We start from the raw sequence: 18,620 nt of genomic DNA on the forward strand, positions 1-18,620 counted from the left end.
TTCTCCTCGGTCACAGATTGCCCACCTCATTCTCGAGAAAGTCTGCGTACTTCGCCCGTGCCGCCTCGCGCTTGCGCGGTTCCCATTCGGTGGGCCACGTGTCCTCGGTGGGCCGGTAGTCCCTTAGCACCTGCTTGGCCACCGTCGTCTTGTGCACCTCGGTGGGTCCGTCGGCCAGCCCCATCACCGCGGCTCCGGTGACCATCCCGAGGAACGGCATCTCGTTGGTGACACCGAGAGCGCCGTGGACTTGCATTGCCCGCCAAGCGATGTCGTGCAGGACCGTCGGCATGGCGACCTTGACCGCGGCGATGTCCTTGCGCACCTTCTTGTAGTCGTTGTACTTGTCGATCTCCCACGCGGTGTAGAGCACCATCAGCCGGAACTGCAGCAGCTGGGCATAGGAGTCGGCGATGTAGCCCTGCACGAACTGCTTGTCCGACAGTCGACTGCCCTGCGTCTCGCGACTGAGCGCGCGTTCGCACATCATGTCCAACGCCCTTTGTGACATGCCGATGGTCCGCATCGCGTGGTGGATGCGCCCGCCGCCGAGCCGCGTCTGTGCGATGACGAACGCCTGGCCCTCGCCGCCAAGCAGCGCCTCAGCGGGCACCCGGACGTTGTCGTAGTGGATCAACGCGTGGGAGCCCTGGCCCTCGGGTTCGCCGTACAACCCGATGTTGCGGATGATGTTCACCCCCGGGGTGTCAGTAGGCACCAGGAACATCGACATCCCCTGGTACGCACTGACATCGGGATTCGTCACCACCATGACGATGAGGAACGAGGCCGTGCTGGCGTTGGAGGAGAAGAACTTGTGGCCGTTGATCACCCAGTCGTCGCCGTCGCGTACCGCGGACGTCGTGAACAGCGTGGGATCGGCGCCCGCGTGCGGTTCGGTCATCGAGTAGCAGGAGAACAGCTCGCCGTTGAGCAACGGCATCAGGTACCGCTGCTTCTGCTCGTCGGTGCCGTAGTGCGCGATGATCTCGGCGTTGCCGGTGTCGGGCGCCTGGCAGCCGAACACGATCGGTGCCCATTGCGAGCGGCCGAGGATCTCGTTGAGCAGCGCGAGTTTCAGCTGCCCGTAACCTTGTCCGCCGAGTTCGGGTCCGAGGTGAGTGGCCCACAGCCCGCGCCGTCGGACCTCCTGCTTCAGGGGGTCGATCGCATCGCGCCGCTTGCCTTCCAGCGGTGTGAACTGCAGGTGCGGAAAGGCGAGGTCCAGCGGTTCGATCTCCTCGCGGACGAACTCGTCAGCCCAGTCAAGCACCTTCTGATACTCGGGGTCGGTTTCGAAATCCCACGCCATGTGGGTACTCCTCTCAGTTGTAGGTCACTGGAAAACGACGACGACCTTGTCGGCCGCGCCGGGGGTGGACGCGATTCGCAGCGCCTCGTCGACATCCGCGAACGGGATTGTGTGGCTGACGATTACCGCGTACTTCTCCCAGTTCGCGACGATGTCGGAGGTGACTTCGAAGATCTCGTCCGGGTAGCCGATCGATCCGACGATGGTGATCTCGTTGCTCATGACGTTCAGGAAGTCGACGCCCACGGGCTCCTTGTGCACCGCGACGACGCACAGTCGCGCGCCCGTCTTGGCGGCGCCCAACGCCGCGTTGATCACCGGCGGCGCACCCGCGGCGTCGTAGTAGATGTCCGTACCCGCCTTGCCGGGAAACATCGACTCACCGGCACCGTGCAGTTCGATGAGCCGTTTCGCGACGTCCTCCTCGGCGGAGTTGATCACGGCGTCGGCGCCGACGGAGAGGGCCTTTTCCAGTCGTGCGGGAATCAGGTCGGCAACCACGACGTGGCCGACGCCGATGGATTTGAAGCCGATGGTGGCGCCCAATCCGATCGGTCCCGCACCAAAGATCACGACCTTGTCGGACGGTTTCGGTTGGCACCGGTTGACGCCGTGGCGGGCCACCGCCATTGGTTCGTTGAGTGCGGCCACCTCGAAGGGAATGTGATCGGGAACGACCTCGACGCTCGTGCCGCGGACGGCGTCCTCGATGAGCAGGTGCTCGGCGAGCGCACCGAATTTGCCACCGTTGCCGATGATTCCACTCGGCGCGATCATCGGGTTGACGACCACGTGGTCGCCGATTGTGAAACCGGTGACCGCACTTCCGATCTCGACGACCTCGCCGGCTGGTTCGTGGCCCAGTGGCATGTGTCCCTTGCCGAAGCCTCCCATCGAGATGTACAGGCTGTCGGATCCGCAGATTCCGCAGGCCCGCATCTTGATCAGGACGTCGTTTGGTCCGACCGTCGGCTTCGGCACGTCGATCACCTGGGTTTCGTTCGGCCCGGTGATCACCGTCGCCTTCATCGTCGCGCCTTGAGGTTGAACCCGGCGACCAGTGCGGCGATATCGGTGGTGACCACCTCGGAGAAGGACTTGTCGCCGAAACCTCCCGACGCCCAATGGCGCACGCCCTCGCTGACGTGCATCCCGGCGAGGTGCGACAGGTGCTTCACGTCGACATGGGCCGCAAGCTTGCCATCGGTTTGAGCCTTGACGAACAGTTCGCCGAACATGTCGGCATCGGTGTCGCTGCGCTCGTCGCCGGACAGTATCCGGTGCTCGTGGCGGTACCCCTCGAGAATGGTCTCGACGATCAGGTCGCGCGGGTTGCGGGCCATCGACCGTTCGAGGCTGCGCAACGCCTCGGCGATCACGTGCTCGATCTCATAGTCGGTGTCGAGCATCGCGTGCACCTTCTTCTGTGCCGCCCGCGTCGACAAGAGGCCGACTTCGAACAACACATCCTCTTTGGCGGGGAAATAGAAGTAGAACAGGGCGCGGGAGACGCCGGCGGCCCGGCAGATGTCGGCGACAGTGGTCTGGGCGTATCCGTTGGTGCGCCACAGTGCCATGGCCGCCTGCACCAGGCTGCGCTTCGTTTCGTGCGACCGCGCACGCTGGAAAGACGCTCGCCGCTGACCACTGTCAGCACCGTTGGCCACGACAGATTTGGGCACAGCCGCACTGTAACAGCTAAATTGGGGCTTGCATATAGTTGACGTTTGTCTAACTATCTAGGGGTGGCAGGTTCCCTCGATGGCAGACGAATATTGGTGACCGGCGGTGCAACGGGTATCGGTGCGGCGGCGGTCGAGGTGCTCAGCGGGGCGGGCGCGCAGGTCGTGGCGACGTATCACTCGACACCCCCGCCCGACGTCGATGGCGTTTCATGGCTGCAGTGCGACGTGCGCGACGCTGCTGCCGTCGACGACATGGTGGCCACCGCCGCCCAGCAGATGGGTGGCCTCGATGTGCTGTTGCACGCGGCCGGCATGTGGCAGGCGGGCATCCCCGGCCAGATCACCGGCGACGACATCGACTTCCTGATGGACACCAACATCAAGGCGACCATCTTCACCAACCAGGCCGCCTACGCGGTGATGCGCCGCAGCGGCGGCGGCCGCATCATCAACTTCGGGTCGGGGGAGGCCGTGATGGGCAGTCCGATCTCGGCGGTCTACGCCGCGACCAAGGGCGCGGTGTCGGCCTGGACCCGCTCGATCGCCAAGGCGTGGGCGTCCGAGAAGATCTCGGCGATCGCACTGGCCCCCGCCGTGCAGACACCCGGAGCCGACCGGCTGCGCGAGTTCCTGGGACCTGCGGCCGCGAAGTTCATCGATGAGGAGATCAAGAAGACGATTCCGCTCGGCGGCGCGCTCGGCGATCCGGTCGAGGATCTCGGTCCGGCGTTGGTGTTCTTCTGCAGTGCAGATTCACATTTCATGACCGGACAACTCGTGGCGATTGACGGCGGCCTCGTCATGCTGGGCGCCTGAGTCAAGGACAAGGAGCAACGATGCCCAACCAACTGCACCACGTCGTCATGCGCAGCCATTCGGCTGCGACCTTCACCGCGTTCCTGACTGACGTGGTGGGGATGACGGTGACAGCCGAAATGCACATTCCCGGAGAAGTATTTGAAGCTACGTTGGGATGGCCACCGTCCGACGGAGCCGACGTGACGATCTTAGGTGGCGGCGAAGGTGGCTTGATCGAGGTGCTCGACGTGCCCGAACACTTGCGTGATTTCGCTCCGGAGGGCCTGGCCGCTCTGTCGTTTCTGACCGACGACTTCTCCGGTACCAAGGACAAGGCGAGCACGTTCACGGACGACGTCACGGTATTCGACACCGGGATTTCGGGCGTTGACCTGTTCTTCTGCACGATGGGTGGGGTCCACATCGAATTCATGGGTGCCTATGCGCCAGAATCGAATTCCGACACAAGCGAGGCCACGAACTCCTCAGTGCGGCGGCGTGATTCGCTGCGAGCCTTCGCGTCGTCGCCAAGAGGGACCACCCGGACGGCAAGATCGGTGACGCCGGCGTCGCGGTAGCTGCGCAGCCGGGCCAGCACTGTTGCTTCGTCGCCCGCGGCCATGGTGTCCCCGACGTCCTCGGCGTCACCGTGTTCGAGCAGCCGGACGTAGTTGGGGGAGAAGTCGGCGTGGCCCAGCACCTCACTCGCGTACTCGCGAGCGCCGTCGGTTTCATTGTTCGAGCAGAGCGCGACGGGCACCCCCGCCACGACACGAGTTCCGGACCGCCCGGCGGCCTGCGCGGCCTCCGTGATGCGCGGCACCACGTAGTCGCCGATGGCCCGCTCGTCGGCCATCCACAGGATGGTTCCGCCGGTGCGTTCGCCTGCGATGCGCAGCATTGCGGGTCCGAGTGCGGCCACGAGTACCCGCATCTCGAAGTCCTCGGTGACATCCACCGGGCTATTCACGCGGAAGCTGTTGTTGTCCACTGCGATCGGGCCGGGACCGGCGAACGCCGCGTCCAGCACATCGAGGTAGTCGCGCACCAGCAGGGCCGGCTTGTCGTAGGGAAGTCCGAGTTGGTCGGTGATGATCCAGTGGTGAGACGGGCCGAGGCCCAGCGAGAAGCGCCCCGAGCAGGCCACCTGGGTGGTCATGGCCTGCTGCGCCAAGATGAGCGGATGGCGCGTCTGGATCGGCACCACCGCTGTCCCGATCTCGATGCGCTCGGTCACCTGACCAAGCAGCGCGACCGCTGTCATCGCGTCGAGGTAGCCGGGAACCTGGGGAATCCAGAACGACGCGAAACCGTCACGCTCGGCGGCCTTGCCGTCGTCGAGAAGCCCGGTCAGCCGGTCGGCGCGTGAACGCTCCTTGTCCGAACCGATCATCAGGCCGATCCGCATCAAAACCTCCTACGGCACATAGCGATCCCATTCGTGCGGTACGACGGGGTAGAACGGTGCGGCCAGCAGCGGTTCGACTCCGCCCTGGTCCCATCGCGAAGTCAACACCGGCTCAAGGCGTTCCGCGGTGGCAAGAGGATCGTCGTCGAGAAAGCAGTAGGTGACGGTTTGACCCACTGGTGCACTCGCCAGTCTCGCATCGACGTCCAGCGTCGCCGCCGACCAGATGCCGGCCACACCGTCGACCGCGAGCAACGGATCTGCCGGCGCGTCGCCACGTTCGAGCAGCAGGTACACACCCTTCACCGGCCACCACGGCAGCACGTCGGCGCCCACCTTGACCCGCGGTGCGGCAGACTTGCTCCGCACGTCGTAGACACCGCGCTCGACGGGTGGCAGCAGCGGCAGTTTGCGCTTGCCGCCGATCAGCGCCTTCGCCAGTGCGAGAAAGCCTTCCATGCCGCCGGGGTCTGTGAAGAAGTACGTCATGACATGGTCGATGGTGTCGTAGGGTTCGGTCTCCGTAGCGCGGGCGGCGCGGCATGCGGGCGTCGACACCAACCGCAGGGACGCGCGCACGGCCGACAGTCGGTGTTGTTCGGGACGGTGATCGAGTGTGTGCCAGCGCAGGTATTCGGCATCGGTACCGTCGGGGTGCCGCGTGGCCATCGAGACGAACAACGTGGTGATGTCGCCACGGCCGGTGGCAAGGACGTCATCGATTTCGTCGGACGGCGTTCCGGGCAGCTGCATCAAATGTCCTTAGGGCGTCAGTGGTTCGAACAAAGCGATTTCAGGATGACGGGCCGCGACCATGCGCCGGAACCCGTCACGCCAGTGCACTTTGGTCGCACCGAGTATTTCGTGCATGTAGGTGACGTCGGGCCATAACGGTGTGTGTGCGTCCGCGGTGTAGGTGAAGACCGGTTCGACGCCGACGAGCTCACCGAGGTAGGCGCAGTAGTCTTCGGCGCTGACCGTCTCGCTGCCGGCCCAGTTCACCACGATGGGCGGCGTCGCCGCGACCTCCATCGCCCGGATGCCGAGTTCGACGTAGTCGTCCTCGTAGAGCGGGTTGTAGTTGTTGGGTTTGTCGGGATGCAGCCGAATCGGCGTGCCCGCCAACATCATGTCGAGCCGGTCAGCGGGGGCTCCGCCTTCCGGGCCGTAGGTCGAGCAGATGCGGATGATCGTGAGCGGTATGTCGAACTGCTTCGCGATCCAGGTGCACACGGCCTCGGCGGCGATCTTGGAGAAGCTGTAGTTCGGACGCAGCGGAACGCCCGGCGGATCCGATTCCCGCAGCGGCCGCTGTCCCTGGTACCCGTACACCGATCCGGTCGAGCAGAACACGAAACCCTTTGCGGTGCGGCAGTGGTACAGCAGATCGCCGGATTTCTGCGCGTTCGTGTCGACACATTGTTCCCAATCACCGGAGCCGGCGTCGACGGCCGCGTGGAACACGTAGGTGAAATCGGTGGGGAGCGCGGAGAAGTCGCCGACGCTCATGTCGAATGTCACCGGCGTGATGCCGGCGGCCGTGAGCTTGTCGCGATCCGCGGGGTCCCTCAGCCGTGCGGCACCCCAGACCTCGTTGCGCTGTGCCAACGCCCGCGCGATCGGGAACGCGATTTTTCCCGTGGCGCCGGTGATCAAGATCTTCTCCGCATCGAGCATCCCTTCAGTCATAGCGCACGGCGACCCAAATGTTAAGTACTTGATACTGTTGATCCGTGCAGCTCACCTTCGATGCCGACGTCGAGGCGTTTCGCGCGGAGTTCATCGACTTTCTCGACGCACACCTGCCTCCGGAGGCCGAGGCGGAGACCGAGCGGTCCCGGTCGACCTCACACGTACCGGAGTGGTCGCGCCGGTGGCAGCGCCTCCAGTTCGACCACGGCTGGCTCCTTCCGGGCAATCCGCCCGAGTTCGGCGGCCGCAACGCGGGCATCCTCGAACAGTTCGTTCACCGCGAGGAACTCGCGCGACGCCGCATCTATCACGCGTTCAACCCGCAGGGCGTCGGCATCATCGCCGCCTCGCTGCTGTCGTTCGGCACCGAGGAGCAAAAGCGGAAGTGGGCGGTGCCCATCCTGCGTGCCGAGATGACGGCGTCGCTGGGCATGAGCGAACCGGGTGCGGGCTCGGATCTGGCGGGTTTGCGTACCCGTGCCGATATGGTGGACGAGCACTTCGTCGTCAACGGGCAGAAGGTGTGGACCAGCGGCGCCCACGACGCCGACGTCATCCTGACCTTCGTGCGCACCGACCAGGACGCGCCGAAACACAAAGGGATCAGCGCGCTGATCATCCCGACCGATCTGCCGGGGGTGGAGCGCCGGCCGTTCGCGTCGGTGTACGGCCGCGACGATGTCGACTTCAACGAGGTGTTCTTCTCGGATGTGCGGGTGCCGGCGGAGAACCTCGTCGGGCCACTCGGCGGTGGATGGAAGGTCGCCAACGGATCGCTGGGCCACGAACGGACCATGATGTGGATGGCGTTCGCCAACCGGCTCGAACAACTGCTGGAGGATTACCGTCCCGTCGGCGAGGTGAATCGGGACCGGTACGCGACGATCGCAATGGACTATCAAGCGCTGCGTCTGTTGGGTTCGGCGGCGCTCGGACAGGCTGCGCGCGGTGAGCGTGACATCCCCGGTGTGTCGGTGCTCAAACTGCTCGGATCCGAGGCCGAGCAGAGCGCGCTGCGGCACGCGCTGGACGGCGCGGGTGTCGCCGGTTTGCTCAGCCCGTCGTTGACCGGGCGCCACAACCCCTACAGCCCAGATCTTTTCACCGCCAGCTGGTTCACCCGGTACATCAGTAGCTATGCCGGCACCATCTCCGGTGGCACGTCAGAGATTCAGCGCAACATCATCGCGCAGCGCGTGCTGGGGCTGCCCGCCCGGTGAGCGAACTGGGGGTGGCCAGGGCTCGAAGCGCACCGAGGAACAACTCGTCCATTCGCGGGCTCAAATCGGCAAGGGCCGGGGCGCTGGCGAAGCTGGTGGAGCCGAACACGCGTTCCAGCACGCCGGTGTCCGTGGAGGCACCGATCGAAAGGCACAGGCAGGCAACGCCGTCGGCGCGTAGTTCTTCCAGGGCTTTGCTGGCGTCAGCCTCCGCGTAACGACCTTCGTAGCCCTCGTCGTAGGGGAAGCCGTCGGACAGGACGAGCAGCAGTTGATTCGGTGTGCCGGAACGGCTCTTGAGTACCTCGCCCGCACCGCGGATGCCTGCGCCGAGACGCGTGTAGCCAGACGGTTGAAGTTGGTTGAGCCGCGCCCGGCCAGCCGCGCCGAACCGCTGGTCGAAGCTCTTGATGGCGGGCAGGTGGACCGCACGCCTGCCGTGTGAGCGGAACGCATAGACGGCGACGCGATCGCCGAGCTCATCGAGCGTCAGGGCCAGCGTCGCCGCCGCTCGCCGTTGATGGTCGTGCACCGCGAGGCCCTCGGCATCGGTATCGGTGGCCGATCCTGACGCGTCGAGCAGAATGAGGACGCCCAGATCGCGAGTCAGCCTGCGGCGCTCCACGTATACGTTTTCAGGCGGTGAGAATCCTGAGCGCAGATCGACGAACAGGTCCATGAGCGCCTCGATGTCCAGCTCTTCGCCATCAGGCCTGGCGCGCAATATCTTCGGGGCGAGACCGATGCGCGACAACCGCCGCCGGAGCACGTCGTCGTGCGTCACGCCGGCTGCGCTCACATCTGCCGCGGATGTCAGGGGAAACTCGATCACACGGCACCACTCGGGCCGGTACCGGCCGTCGAAGACGTCCCACTCCGGATATAGCGCTCCGCCGATGCCCAGCGACGCGCCAGGCCTGCCGTCGTCGGTGAAGCGGATCGGGGTGGGAAGCGGTCGCGCGTTCAGACCGGCCGACCGTGCCCGGCGGGTTGAGCGGATTTGCATGCCGCCGCCTGCGGTGTCGCTGCCCTCCGATCGCGAGCCACCGAGGATCTTGCGCAGGAAGTTCGCAACCGCATCCGTCGTGGTGACCGGTGTCTCGAACATCTTCAGAATCTTGCTTCTCTGCGCGGGGTCGTCGTCTTCGTCGTCACCCTCAGCCGGATCACCGAGTGTGAGTTCCAGCCGCAGGTCTTTATCGGTTGCGGCCGAACCGGTCTCGTCGGCAGACGCCAACAGCAGGGACGGCTTGAGCGTGCCGAACCATGGCGGTGCACCGGAGACGCTCTTGCGGGTCCGCGCCATGTTCAGCGACTCGTCGGCCGTCGCGGTCGTCGGCTCCTCGTCGGGACTCACGTCGATGGCGGGCAACCGGTCGGCGAGAACGCGCAGTACCCGACGTCCCTCCAAGGCCAAGTACCGACGAGCTACCGACGGTCGGCCCCGTAACCCTTTGAGCAAGCGCGCATCCAGACTGCCAGCGCCGAGCAACGCGCTCTGGACCAGCACCTCGCGGCGCTGCCGCTCGACGGATACGCCCGCGGACACCAACACGATCTGGCCGTTGGTGTGGGCGCTCTGGCCGGCGGGTGCCTCTGCGATGTCGAGCGCCCGGCCCGCGATGAAGGAGGCCAACAGCCGGAACCGTTCCGGGTGGGAGGGGCTCACTGTCTAGGCAGAACGGCGTCAACGAGTTCATCGAGGGCGCGGATGACGTCGTCGTCGTCGGAGAGCACCTGAACGACGGCCGCGTGGACAGCGCTGCGCAACTCCAGTCCCTCGGCAGCCAGGCCTCCGGCGAGAATCAACATGCGTGTGGAAGACACCTCGCGCAGCGGTGAGCCGTCCAGATTTCTGATGGCGTAAGCGAGTTCGACCAGCGCCCGGGCGGTTTCGGTGTCGATCCCAGCTTCGTGGGCGACCACCTCGGTTTCGATCTCAGGGGACGGGTAGCCGAGCTCGATGGCGACAAAGCGCTGACGGGTGGATTCCTTGAAGTTCTTCAGCACGCTTTGGTACCCGGGGTTGTAGGAGACCACCAGCTGAAATCCGGGCGCCGCCTTCAGCGTCGTGCCGAGCCGGTCGATCGACAACACACGACGGTGATCGGTGAGCGGGTGGATCACGACAGTGGTGTCCTGGCGCGCCTCGACCACCTCGTCGAGATAGAAGATGGCACCGGCTCGCACCGCGCGGGTCAAAGGTCCGTCCACCCAGACCGTCTCGCCGCCCTTCAACAGAAAGCGGCCGATCAGATCGGCCGACGTCATGTCCTCGTGACCCGCGACGGTGATGAGCTCACGGCCGAGTTCGTGAGCCATCGCCTCGATGAAGCGCGTCTTCCCGCAACCGGTGGGCCCCTTCAGCAGAACCGGCGAACCGCGGCGGGCTGCCGCCCGAAACACCTCGAGCTCGTTCCCGACAGCACGGTAGTACGGCGCAGTCGAGCTCGTCTCGGCCATCGGCCGAATATTACTGAGAGCCATTGCCGTTCGCGCCTTGAATCGGCACGACAGGCGGGATCTCCACCCCTTCCGGTAGCACGAGTTCGCCGTCGTGGTTGACGAATCCTGAGCGGTGGGTCGTCAGTGGTAGGTCAGGATTCGGACACGGTCGGTCGGTTCCGTCGCCGCAGATGCCAGGGTTGAAATACGAACGCTTCTGCACGTCTTCGGGCCACGGATCAGCTTGCGTACCAAGCCAGGTGGCAGGCACGTTGTAGAAGAGGAAGAAGCATGCGCTCACGCCGCCGAAGATCGCCAGGAAGCGAACGAACTGCTGTTTGACGAACCCGCCGCGGATTTGGTCGAGTCCACGTTCGACGACGGTGCGGCCGCGGTCATCGGTGAAGAAGCGCAGGCAACAGAGCGCCGCCTGGACGCCACCCCACATCAAGCCTTCGTAGATCGGATATTGGTAATAGGTGCCGGCATTGATCGACAGTGACTGGATGGCGCCTGGGTAGGAGTAGAAGCCGATCGGCAGGAGGATCAGCCCCTCCATGATGAAGTCGAAGACGATGGCGATCGCGTAGGTGACCAACACGAGCCGAAGGTTGCTGATACCCGGCCAACGGCTCTTGATCTTGCGCATGAGCGCGCATCCGACGATGGTGAGCAGCAGCACCCCGTACATGTAGCCGGGAATATTGGTCAGCAGCGGTTCGGGCACCGTATGTCCCGGTTCCTCGTGCGCCACCCAGCCGGGAATGTACGGTGCCCAGGAACCCTGATTGAACAGCCATGCGTTGTACGTGCACCAGGTGCTGTAGTAGTTGAGCATCGGGTCCTGGAACATCATCAGTGCCATCGACACCAGCAGCATGCCGTCGAGCGTGATGCGCCGTTCCCGCCACCACGGTCGAATGATGAAGAACCACAGCGCGAATGGCAGGCCGATCCATAACACGACCGCGTTGGCGATCAACGGAATCTTCATGTACATCGGTGGTTCGCTCGGGCCGCTCGCCACCGGCTCGAAATAGGGCCCGCTGACCCACCGGACGAAGAGATACACCGTCAGCGCCAGGAAAACGGCCCCGACAGTCGCCCATATCTTGATGGAACTCGACGGCCGCGGGGTCTCCGTGCCGAGCACCGCGGTGCGACTGATCGACTCGGTGACGGTGGGCTTTTTCGACGGTCCGCTCACAACGACTCCTGGCTTGGAATGATGAACATGTTCCGGAAAGATACCAATGAGTATCTGAGTATCCAATAGGTTTCTCAGATTCTGTGTCAGACTTTAGTCATGGTCGAGCGCTGGACGCGGGAACGACGCGTCGAACACACTCGCTCCCTGCTGCTCGACGCCGCCGAGGAGGTGTTCGCCGAAAAGGGCTTCACCCCAGCCAGTCTCGATGACATCGCGCGCGCAGCCGGCTACACCAAGGGCGCCATTTACAAGCACTTCGCGGCCAAGGAGGACCTTTTCCTGGCCGTCAGCGATCGCTACTGGCGCCGATATTTCGACAACTTCGCCGAGGTGATGGCCTCTGCGAAGCAGGTCGGGGCGCGCGAATTCGACGAAATCGCCAAGCGATGGCGCAAGCTCAGCCGGGACCGCGGCGCCGAGCATGCCGCCCTTGGCCACGAGTTCACGCTGTACCTGCTGCGCAATCCGGAAGCGCGGGAGCGGGTGGCTGCCAAGAGGTCGGAGGTCGTCGAGGCGCTGGCGAAATTCATCGTCGACGGCATGGACCGGCTGGGCGGCACCCTGCTAATTCCGCCGCTGACGTTCGCGCAGGTGCTCGTCGCGACCAGCGATGCAGTCGTGCTCGGCAGCGAACTCGACGGCGTCGACCTCTACCGGCCGGTCATCGAGATGTACACGTCGGCGATCAAGTTGCCGTGACGTGCTGTTGGGTCGGCCTGAGCGCCCCCGCCCGTCTGGTCAGGTAGTCGATCTGAAGGTGGATCGAATACAGCACCAGCGGCGGCAGGACGATGAACGGAATGTTCTCACCGATGAACTTGAACCACAGCCCATACGCGCCCTGGCCGATGTCGTTGAATCCGGCGCCCACCTCGGCGAGGAAGTACACCGCGGTGCTGCTCATCAGCACTGCGATGCCGGCGAACGTCACCCATAGGCACCGGATGCGTGACTCGGTCGACAGCGTCGGCCGGATGAGTCGCGTCCACATCGTGATGACGACGATGCCGGTGGTGACCCCGACGACCTCCAGCGCGAACATCCACGGGTTGCCGCTGACGTAGCGGGTGTCGGCCAATCCGTATTGCCACCACAGCCACTTCCAGCCGGGGTCGGTGGTCGGCGTCCACATTCCGAGCGGGTGGCCGATCAAGAACATCAGCTCGTACCCGATCTGGCTGAAGGCCGTGTAGGGCAGGTAGAAGAGCGTGAGTTCGGCGGCCTTGTCGAGCCGAGTTCGATTCTCGCCCGGTGCATCCCAGAGGATGACGAAAGGCAGCAGGATCACCGGGATTCCGAACAGCAGATTCGCGATGACGTCGACCGTGAAGGAGGGGGGGATGAGCCCGACAGTCACGCCGATGGTCATCAATACGAAGACCGCGGCGGTGAAGATCGCGACCGCGAGATAGATCCTCGCTCGATGGGATGCCCACGGCTGGGCGAAATTCGGTTCGTGTTCAAAGGTGCTCGCCATCATCACGGGGCCTGCCATCTCGTGTATCAACTACTTGCGATTGATCTCGCGAGCATATACGGTCAGCGCTACAGGGCCCATAAGAATTGCTCGTCGCGTGCACGACATCTTTCAGCCTCGCGTGCGCGCCACACAGCGATATCGACAGGAACAGGCGATGGCGCGATTCCCTAAACCACCCGAAGGCAGTTGGACAGAGCACTATCCGCAACTGGGGACAGGTCCGGTGTCCTACGAGGACTCGGTTGACCCCGAGTTCTACGAAGTCGAGCGCAAGGCGGTTTTCCGGCGGGCGTGGCTGAACGTCGGTCGTGTCGAACAGATTCCGCGCAAGGGCAGCTACTTCACCAAGGAACTAAAGGTCGTCAACACCTCCATCATCGTGGTGCGCACGACGAACGGAGAAGTCAAGGCGTATCACAACATCTGTCGCCACCGCGGCAACAAGCTGGTCTGGAACGACATGCCGCTGGAAGAGACCAGCGGGGTGTGCCGACAGTTCACCTGCAAGTACCACGCATGGCGCTACGACCTCGACGGCAACCTCACCTTCGTCCAGCAGGAGGGGGAGTTCTTCGACCTCGACAAGAGCCGATACGGCCTGGTGCCGGTGCATTGCGAGGTGTGGGAGGGCTTCATCTTCGTCAACTTCGCGAAGACACCCGAGCAGTCCCTGCGCGACTTCCTCGGGCCGATGATCACCGATCTCGAGGGTTATCCGTTCGAGAAGATGACGTCGCGCTTCTACTACCGCTCCGAGGTCAAGGCCAACTGGAAGCTCTACATGGACGCGTTCCAGGAGTTCTATCACGCACCCGTTTTGCACGCGAACCAGTCGCCGACGGCCTACTCCAAGGCGGCGGCCGAAGCGGGGTTCGAGGCGCCGCATTACCGCATCGAAGGTCCGCACCGGTTGGTGAGCACGTCGGGTATCCGCGCGTGGGAGATGGCCGACGAGATGCGCAAGCCCATCGAAGATATCTGTCAGAGTGGGCTTTTCGGGCCGTGGGACAAGCCGGATCTGGGAGAGATGCCGAGAGGCCTCAATCCCGCGAAATGTGATCCGTGGGGGCTGGATTCGTTCCAGCTCTTCCCCAACTTCGTCATTCTGTTCTGGGGCCAGGGCTGGTACCTGACGTATCACTACTGGCCGACGTCGCACAACACGCACATCTTCGAGGGAACCGTGTACTTCCCGGCACCGCGGACGCCCCGCGAGCGCATCGCGCAGGAACTCGCCGCCGTGTCCTTCAAGGAGTACGGCCTGCAGGACGCCAACACCTTGGAGGCCACCCAGACGATGGTCGAATCACGCGTGCTCGACAACTTCGTCCTCTGCGATCAGGAGGTGCTCATCCGCCATCTCCATACCGAGACCGCCGCATGGGTCGAGGACTACCGGCGCAAGACCGCGGGCGTGTGACATGACGACCGCAGCTTCGACGACGCCGACTCCCGCCCGCCCGTCCAAATTACCGCCGGAGTTCGCCGACCTCGAAGAGTTTTCGGACTGGTGCCTGGGCAGCGAAGCCGAACGCTACGCCAAACGGTTGGCCAGTTCGATGCAGGAGATCCAAGCGTTCTACGACGCGATCACCGCACGCGCGGAAGAGGCCATCGCCTACTGCGACAAGTTCTCGCTGGACGATATGCCGGAGGACGTGCTCAACCTGATGCATCTGTTGTATTCGATGATCCAGGCGTCGTTCCCCGTCGAGTGCTGGAAACAACCCAAAGTGCCTGACTCGGGTGCGACGACATTGGACTGCGTATCGGAACCGGTGCCGTGACACCTCGGATCACCGTCCTGCGTGGCGCGCGCTGGGCCGACGTCGAGGCCGGCGAGGTCCGCTCGCCTGCCGTGATCGTCGTGGAGGGTGACCGCATCCTTGCCGTCAATCCAGTTGACCTGCCTCCGAATCCGGACGAGGACATCGACCTGGGCGACGTGACCCTGCTGCCGGGCCTGATGGACATGGAGCTCAACCTGCTCATCGGCGGTCCCGGCGGTCCGGAAGGGCTGCCAAGCCCCATGCACGGCGTGCAGGACGACCCCGCGTACCGCACTCTGCGTGGTGCGGTCAACGCGCGCACCACACTCGAGGCCGGATTCACCACGGTTCGCAATCTGGGCTTGATGGTGAAGACCGGCGGCTACCTGCTGGACGTCGCGCTTCAGCGGGCGATCGAGCAGGGCTGGCACGTCGGGCCGCGGATATACCCGGCCGGGCATGCGGTTACGCCTTATGGCGGACATCTCGATCCGACGGTGTTCCAGCGCCTGGCCCCGGGCATCATGCCGCTGTCCGTCGCCGAGGGCATCGCCAACGGTGTGGACGAGGTTCGTGCGTGCGTCCGGTACCAGGTCAGGCATGGAGCGAAGCTGATCAAGGTGTCGGCGTCGGGGGGCGTGATGTCACACAGCACTGCACCGGGCGCCCAGCAGTACTCGGACGACGAATTCGCCGCGATCGCGGACGAAGCGCATCGCGCCGGGGTACGGGTGGCCGCGCATGCCGTGGGGGACAGCGCTATTCGCGCCTGCATCCGCGCGGCAATCGACTGCATCGAGCACGGTTTCCTGGCCACCGACGACACCATCAAGCTGATGGCCGACACCGGCACGTTCCTGGTGTCGACCACCTACCTGACCGAGGCCATGGCGGTCGATCGAATCGCTCCCGAGCTTCGCAAAAAGGCCGAGGTGGTCTTCCCGCAGGCCCAGGCCATGTTGCCGAAGGCGATCGCGGCCGGTGTCCGCATCGCCTGCGGCACGGATGCGCCGGCGATTCCGCACGGGCAGAACGCAAAAGAACTGTGCGCGCTGGTATCCCGCGGGATGACGCCCATGCAGGCCTTGCGCGCGGCGACGATCACCAGCGCCGAACTCATCGAAGCCGACGGCGAGCTGGGACGTCTGGCCGCCGGCTGTCTCGCCGACATCGTTGCCGTACCGGACGACCCGTCACGCGACATCGCCGTCACGCTGGATGTCGGGTTCGTCATGAAGAACGGCGTCGTCTACAAGCGCTAGCGCACCGCTGAGAGGAGCAAGCGTGGAACAAACCGACAACATTCTCTGGCTGCTGAAGCAGGCCTGGTACTTCTCCTTGACGACGGTCAACGATGCGGTGAGCGACCACGGGGTGAGTACTGCGCAAATCGGTGTGTTGCGACAGTTGGCGACCGAGCCGGGTCTGTCCGGCGCCGACCTGGCACGGCGCATGCTGATCAGTCCCCAGGGTGTTCAACTCGCGCTGACCGCTCTCGAGCGACGTGGCCTGATCGTGCGAAAGAAGGATCCGCAACACGGCCGCATCCTGCAGGCATTTCTCACCGACCAGGGGCGTGATGTAGCCGAGGCTGTGGTCAACGACGCAATCGCCGCGCACGACAAGGTTTTCGGGGTACTGAGCAAGTCCGAGCAGCAGACGCTGCGCGACCTGCTGGCGCGCGTCGTCGAACAGGGCACCGGGCACGAATTGTTCGACGATCACATCGGACAGTAGGGGAGTATTCAGTACTTGAGATTAATGACAAGTACTTGATATATTGAGCGGGATGGGCGACAACAACGGAGCCGACGGATTCGCGCCGTTACGCGTCAAGCGGGTCGTGCGCGAGACCAGCGACGCCGTTTCCCTGGTGCTGGGTGTGCCCGACCACTGCTCGGCACGGTTCCGGTATCGGGCAGGCCAGTTCCTGACGCTGCGGGTCAATGTGGACGGTCAGGATCTGCGGCGCTGTTATTCGATGTCGTCGGCGCCGGTGGAAGACGAGCTTCGGATCACCGTCAAGCGCGATCCCGGCGGCGTGGTGTCCAACTGGCTCAACGACGCCGCCACCGAGGGTGTCGAGATCCATGCGGCGCCACCCGAGGGACGCTTCTGCCTACGCGACAACGGCGACGAGATCGTGGCGTTCGCGGGCGGCAGCGGCATCACGCCGATCATGTCGCTCATGCGGACGGCCCTGAGCGGATCGTCGCGTCGTATTCGGCTGTTCTACGCCAATCGCAATCGCGATTCGGTGATTTTCGACGAGGCGCTCGCTCGACTTGCCGAGCAGCACGCCGACCGTCTGGCGGTCGCGCACCACATCGATGACGACAACGGTGTGGTGACTCCCGAAGCGGTACGGACTTTCCTCGAAGATGCCGGTGCGGCCGACTACTACATCTGCGGCCCGCGTCCCTTCATGGACACCGTCGAGGCTGCGGTTCGGGAATCCGGTGTGCCGTCGCAGCGTGTGCACCTCGAGCGCTTCACGGTCGACCCGGTGCCTGTCGACGTCGGCAACAGTTCCACGGAGACGACCGAAACGGTCGTCATCGAACTGGATGGCAAGAAGACGACCGCCGACTACCGGTCCGGCAACACGCTGCTGCAGACAGCGCGCATGTCCGGTTTGCGGGCGCCGTCGTCGTGCGAGACGGGTTCGTGCGGAACGTGTATGGCACGCATAGTCACCGGGAGTGCCCGGATGCTGAACAACGATGCACTCGATGACGACGAAGTGGCTGAAGGCTGGGTGCTGACGTGTCAGTCTCTACCTACCAGCCAAACAGTCCACGTGGTCTACGAGTGATGGAGCGGAGGAGCGTGCGATGACGCGGGTGGCGGTGGTGACCGGCGGCGCCTCCGGTATGGGCGAAGCGACCTGTCATGAGCTTGGCAGGCGTGGGCACAAGGTGGCTGTTCTCGACCTCAACGGCGAAGCGGCGCAACGGGTCGTCGAAGAGTTGCGCGCTGAGGGCGTCACGGCATTCGGGGTGGCCGCTGATGTCAGCGACCGCACCGCCGTTGAGGAAGCCTTCGCGAAGGTGCGCACCGAACTGGGCCCGGTGCACATCCTGGTAACCAGCGCGGGCGCCGTGGACTTCGCGCCGTTCACCGACATCAGCGTGCAGGCCTGGCAGCGACTGATCGACGTCAATCTCACGGGCACCTTCCACTGCTGTCAGATCGCGGTGCCGGACATGCTGGAAGCCCGCTGGGGCCGCATCGTCATGATCTCCTCGTCCAGCGCGCAGCGCGGATCGCCGGGGATGGCGCATTACGCCGCGTCGAAAGGCGCGCTGTTGTCGCTGACCAGATCGCTTGCGCGGGAATACGGTCCGACGGGTATCACCGTCAACAACATTCCGCCGTCGGCGATCGAGACGCCGATGCAGCACGCGGGGCAGGCGGCCGGACACCTGCCCTCGAACGAGCAGATGGCCGCGAGCGTCCCGCTCGGCCACCTGGGCACCGGTGCCGACATCGCCGCCGCCGTCGGCTTCCTGTGTTCCGAAGAGGCCGGTTTCATCACCGGCCAGACGCTGGGTGTCAACGGCGGGTCGGTGATGTGACGACCACGAGTTCTCCGAGACGA

At 64.5% G+C, this 18,620-nt stretch carries 19 protein-coding genes; 9 read left to right on the top strand and 10 right to left on the bottom strand.

Translation table 11 applies throughout. The features are described 5' to 3' along the window. Positions 1–10 precede the first annotated feature (10 nt). Genes M1248_RS00635 through M1248_RS00645 form a run of 3 tightly spaced genes read right to left on the bottom strand, consistent with a single transcriptional unit; the run spans position 11 to position 2,994 of the window. Positions 11–1,312 (bottom strand): acyl-CoA dehydrogenase family protein, encoded by a 1,302-nt coding sequence (locus M1248_RS00635; protein WP_317147246.1) that lies wholly within the window; start codon positions 1,310–1,312, stop codon positions 11–13. Between the two features lie 24 nt (positions 1,313–1,336). After that, positions 1,337–2,341: a zinc-dependent alcohol dehydrogenase gene (locus tag M1248_RS00640; RefSeq protein WP_317147247.1), complete on the bottom strand. Its 1,005-nt coding sequence runs from the start codon at positions 2,339–2,341 to the stop codon at positions 1,337–1,339. Further along, on the bottom strand, positions 2,338–2,994 hold the full coding sequence (locus tag M1248_RS00645) for a TetR/AcrR family transcriptional regulator (protein ID WP_174262068.1): 657 nt from the start codon (positions 2,992–2,994) through the stop codon (positions 2,338–2,340). The genes M1248_RS00640 and M1248_RS00645 overlap by 4 nt, the downstream gene beginning before the upstream one ends. A 63-nt stretch (positions 2,995–3,057) precedes the next feature. On the opposite strand from M1248_RS00645, the gene M1248_RS00650 reads away from it, so the two are divergent. After that, a complete protein-coding gene (locus M1248_RS00650) occupies positions 3,058–3,813 on the top strand; it encodes an SDR family NAD(P)-dependent oxidoreductase (protein ID WP_163729936.1) in 756 nt (251 codons plus the stop codon). Between the two features lie 421 nt (positions 3,814–4,234). Here the strand turns inward: M1248_RS00650 and M1248_RS00655 are convergent, their stop codons facing one another. The 3 genes from M1248_RS00655 to M1248_RS00665 are packed head-to-tail and all read right to left on the bottom strand — an operon-like array spanning position 4,235 to position 6,892. Beyond that, positions 4,235–5,203: a TIGR03564 family F420-dependent LLM class oxidoreductase gene (locus tag M1248_RS00655; protein ID WP_317147248.1), complete on the bottom strand. Its 969-nt coding sequence runs from the start codon at positions 5,201–5,203 to the stop codon at positions 4,235–4,237. A 9-nt stretch (positions 5,204–5,212) separates the two neighbouring features. After that, positions 5,213–5,956 (bottom strand): hypothetical protein, encoded by a 744-nt coding sequence (locus M1248_RS00660; RefSeq protein ID WP_317147249.1) that lies wholly within the window; start codon positions 5,954–5,956, stop codon positions 5,213–5,215. Between the two features lie 9 nt (positions 5,957–5,965). Further along, positions 5,966–6,892 (bottom strand): NAD(P)-dependent oxidoreductase, encoded by a 927-nt coding sequence (locus tag M1248_RS00665; protein ID WP_317147250.1) that lies wholly within the window; start codon positions 6,890–6,892, stop codon positions 5,966–5,968. A gap of 44 nt (positions 6,893–6,936) precedes the next feature. Here M1248_RS00665 and M1248_RS00670 point away from each other — a divergent pair, with 44 nt between their 5' ends. Next, positions 6,937–8,115 carry an acyl-CoA dehydrogenase family protein gene (locus M1248_RS00670; RefSeq protein ID WP_317147251.1) on the top strand — a complete coding sequence of 393 codons (1,179 nt, stop codon included), beginning with the start codon at positions 6,937–6,939 and terminating at the stop codon, positions 8,113–8,115. Here M1248_RS00670 and M1248_RS00675 read toward each other — a convergent pair. Genes M1248_RS00675 through M1248_RS00685 form a run of 3 tightly spaced genes read right to left on the bottom strand, consistent with a single transcriptional unit; the run spans position 8,078 to position 11,767 of the window. Continuing rightward, positions 8,078–9,751, bottom strand: a complete 1,674-nt coding sequence (locus M1248_RS00675; protein ID WP_317147252.1) for a nitric oxide reductase activation protein NorD — start codon at positions 9,749–9,751, stop codon at positions 8,078–8,080. The genes M1248_RS00670 and M1248_RS00675 overlap by 38 nt on opposite strands. A 29-nt stretch (positions 9,752–9,780) precedes the next feature. Beyond that, positions 9,781–10,578 carry a CbbQ/NirQ/NorQ/GpvN family protein gene (locus M1248_RS00680; protein ID WP_410506597.1) on the bottom strand — a complete coding sequence of 266 codons (798 nt, stop codon included), beginning with the start codon at positions 10,576–10,578 and terminating at the stop codon, positions 9,781–9,783. 10 nt (positions 10,579–10,588) lie between these two features. Then, a complete protein-coding gene (locus M1248_RS00685) occupies positions 10,589–11,767 on the bottom strand; it encodes a spirocyclase AveC family protein (RefSeq protein ID WP_317147254.1) in 1,179 nt (392 codons plus the stop codon). Between the two features lie 99 nt (positions 11,768–11,866). Here M1248_RS00685 and M1248_RS00690 point away from each other — a divergent pair, with 99 nt between their 5' ends. Then, positions 11,867–12,469: a helix-turn-helix domain-containing protein gene (locus M1248_RS00690; RefSeq protein ID WP_317147255.1), complete on the top strand. Its 603-nt coding sequence runs from the start codon at positions 11,867–11,869 to the stop codon at positions 12,467–12,469. Here M1248_RS00690 and M1248_RS00695 read toward each other — a convergent pair. Then, positions 12,456–13,265 carry an emopamil-binding protein gene (locus M1248_RS00695; RefSeq protein ID WP_317147256.1) on the bottom strand — a complete coding sequence of 270 codons (810 nt, stop codon included), beginning with the start codon at positions 13,263–13,265 and terminating at the stop codon, positions 12,456–12,458. The two genes, M1248_RS00690 and M1248_RS00695, sit on opposite strands and share 14 nt — an antisense overlap. Positions 13,266–13,404: 139 nt before the next feature. On the opposite strand from M1248_RS00695, the gene M1248_RS00700 reads away from it, so the two are divergent. The 6 genes from M1248_RS00700 to M1248_RS00725 are packed head-to-tail and all read left to right on the top strand — an operon-like array spanning position 13,405 to position 18,597. Next, positions 13,405–14,670 (top strand): aromatic ring-hydroxylating dioxygenase subunit alpha, encoded by a 1,266-nt coding sequence (locus tag M1248_RS00700; protein ID WP_317147257.1) that lies wholly within the window; start codon positions 13,405–13,407, stop codon positions 14,668–14,670. Position 14,671: 1 nt separating this feature from the next. Then, a complete protein-coding gene (locus M1248_RS00705) occupies positions 14,672–15,037 on the top strand; it encodes a hypothetical protein (RefSeq protein WP_317147258.1) in 366 nt (121 codons plus the stop codon). Continuing rightward, entirely contained in the window at positions 15,034–16,281 is a 1,248-nt protein-coding gene (locus M1248_RS00710) for an amidohydrolase family protein (protein WP_317147259.1), read from the top strand. The genes M1248_RS00705 and M1248_RS00710 overlap by 4 nt, the downstream gene beginning before the upstream one ends. Before the next feature lie 22 nt (positions 16,282–16,303). Next, positions 16,304–16,756 (top strand): MarR family winged helix-turn-helix transcriptional regulator, encoded by a 453-nt coding sequence (locus tag M1248_RS00715; protein ID WP_163729925.1) that lies wholly within the window; start codon positions 16,304–16,306, stop codon positions 16,754–16,756. 52 nt (positions 16,757–16,808) lie between these two features. Further along, entirely contained in the window at positions 16,809–17,834 is a 1,026-nt protein-coding gene (locus M1248_RS00720) for a ferredoxin--NADP reductase (RefSeq protein ID WP_317147260.1), read from the top strand. A 19-nt stretch (positions 17,835–17,853) separates the two neighbouring features. Beyond that, positions 17,854–18,597: an SDR family NAD(P)-dependent oxidoreductase gene (locus M1248_RS00725; protein WP_317147261.1), complete on the top strand. Its 744-nt coding sequence runs from the start codon at positions 17,854–17,856 to the stop codon at positions 18,595–18,597. Positions 18,598–18,620: the final 23 nt, after the last annotated feature.

The organism is Mycobacterium sp. 29Ha (assembly GCF_032883055.1).
GTDB classification, from domain to species: domain Bacteria; phylum Actinomycetota; class Actinomycetes; order Mycobacteriales; family Mycobacteriaceae; genus Mycobacterium; species Mycobacterium gallinarum.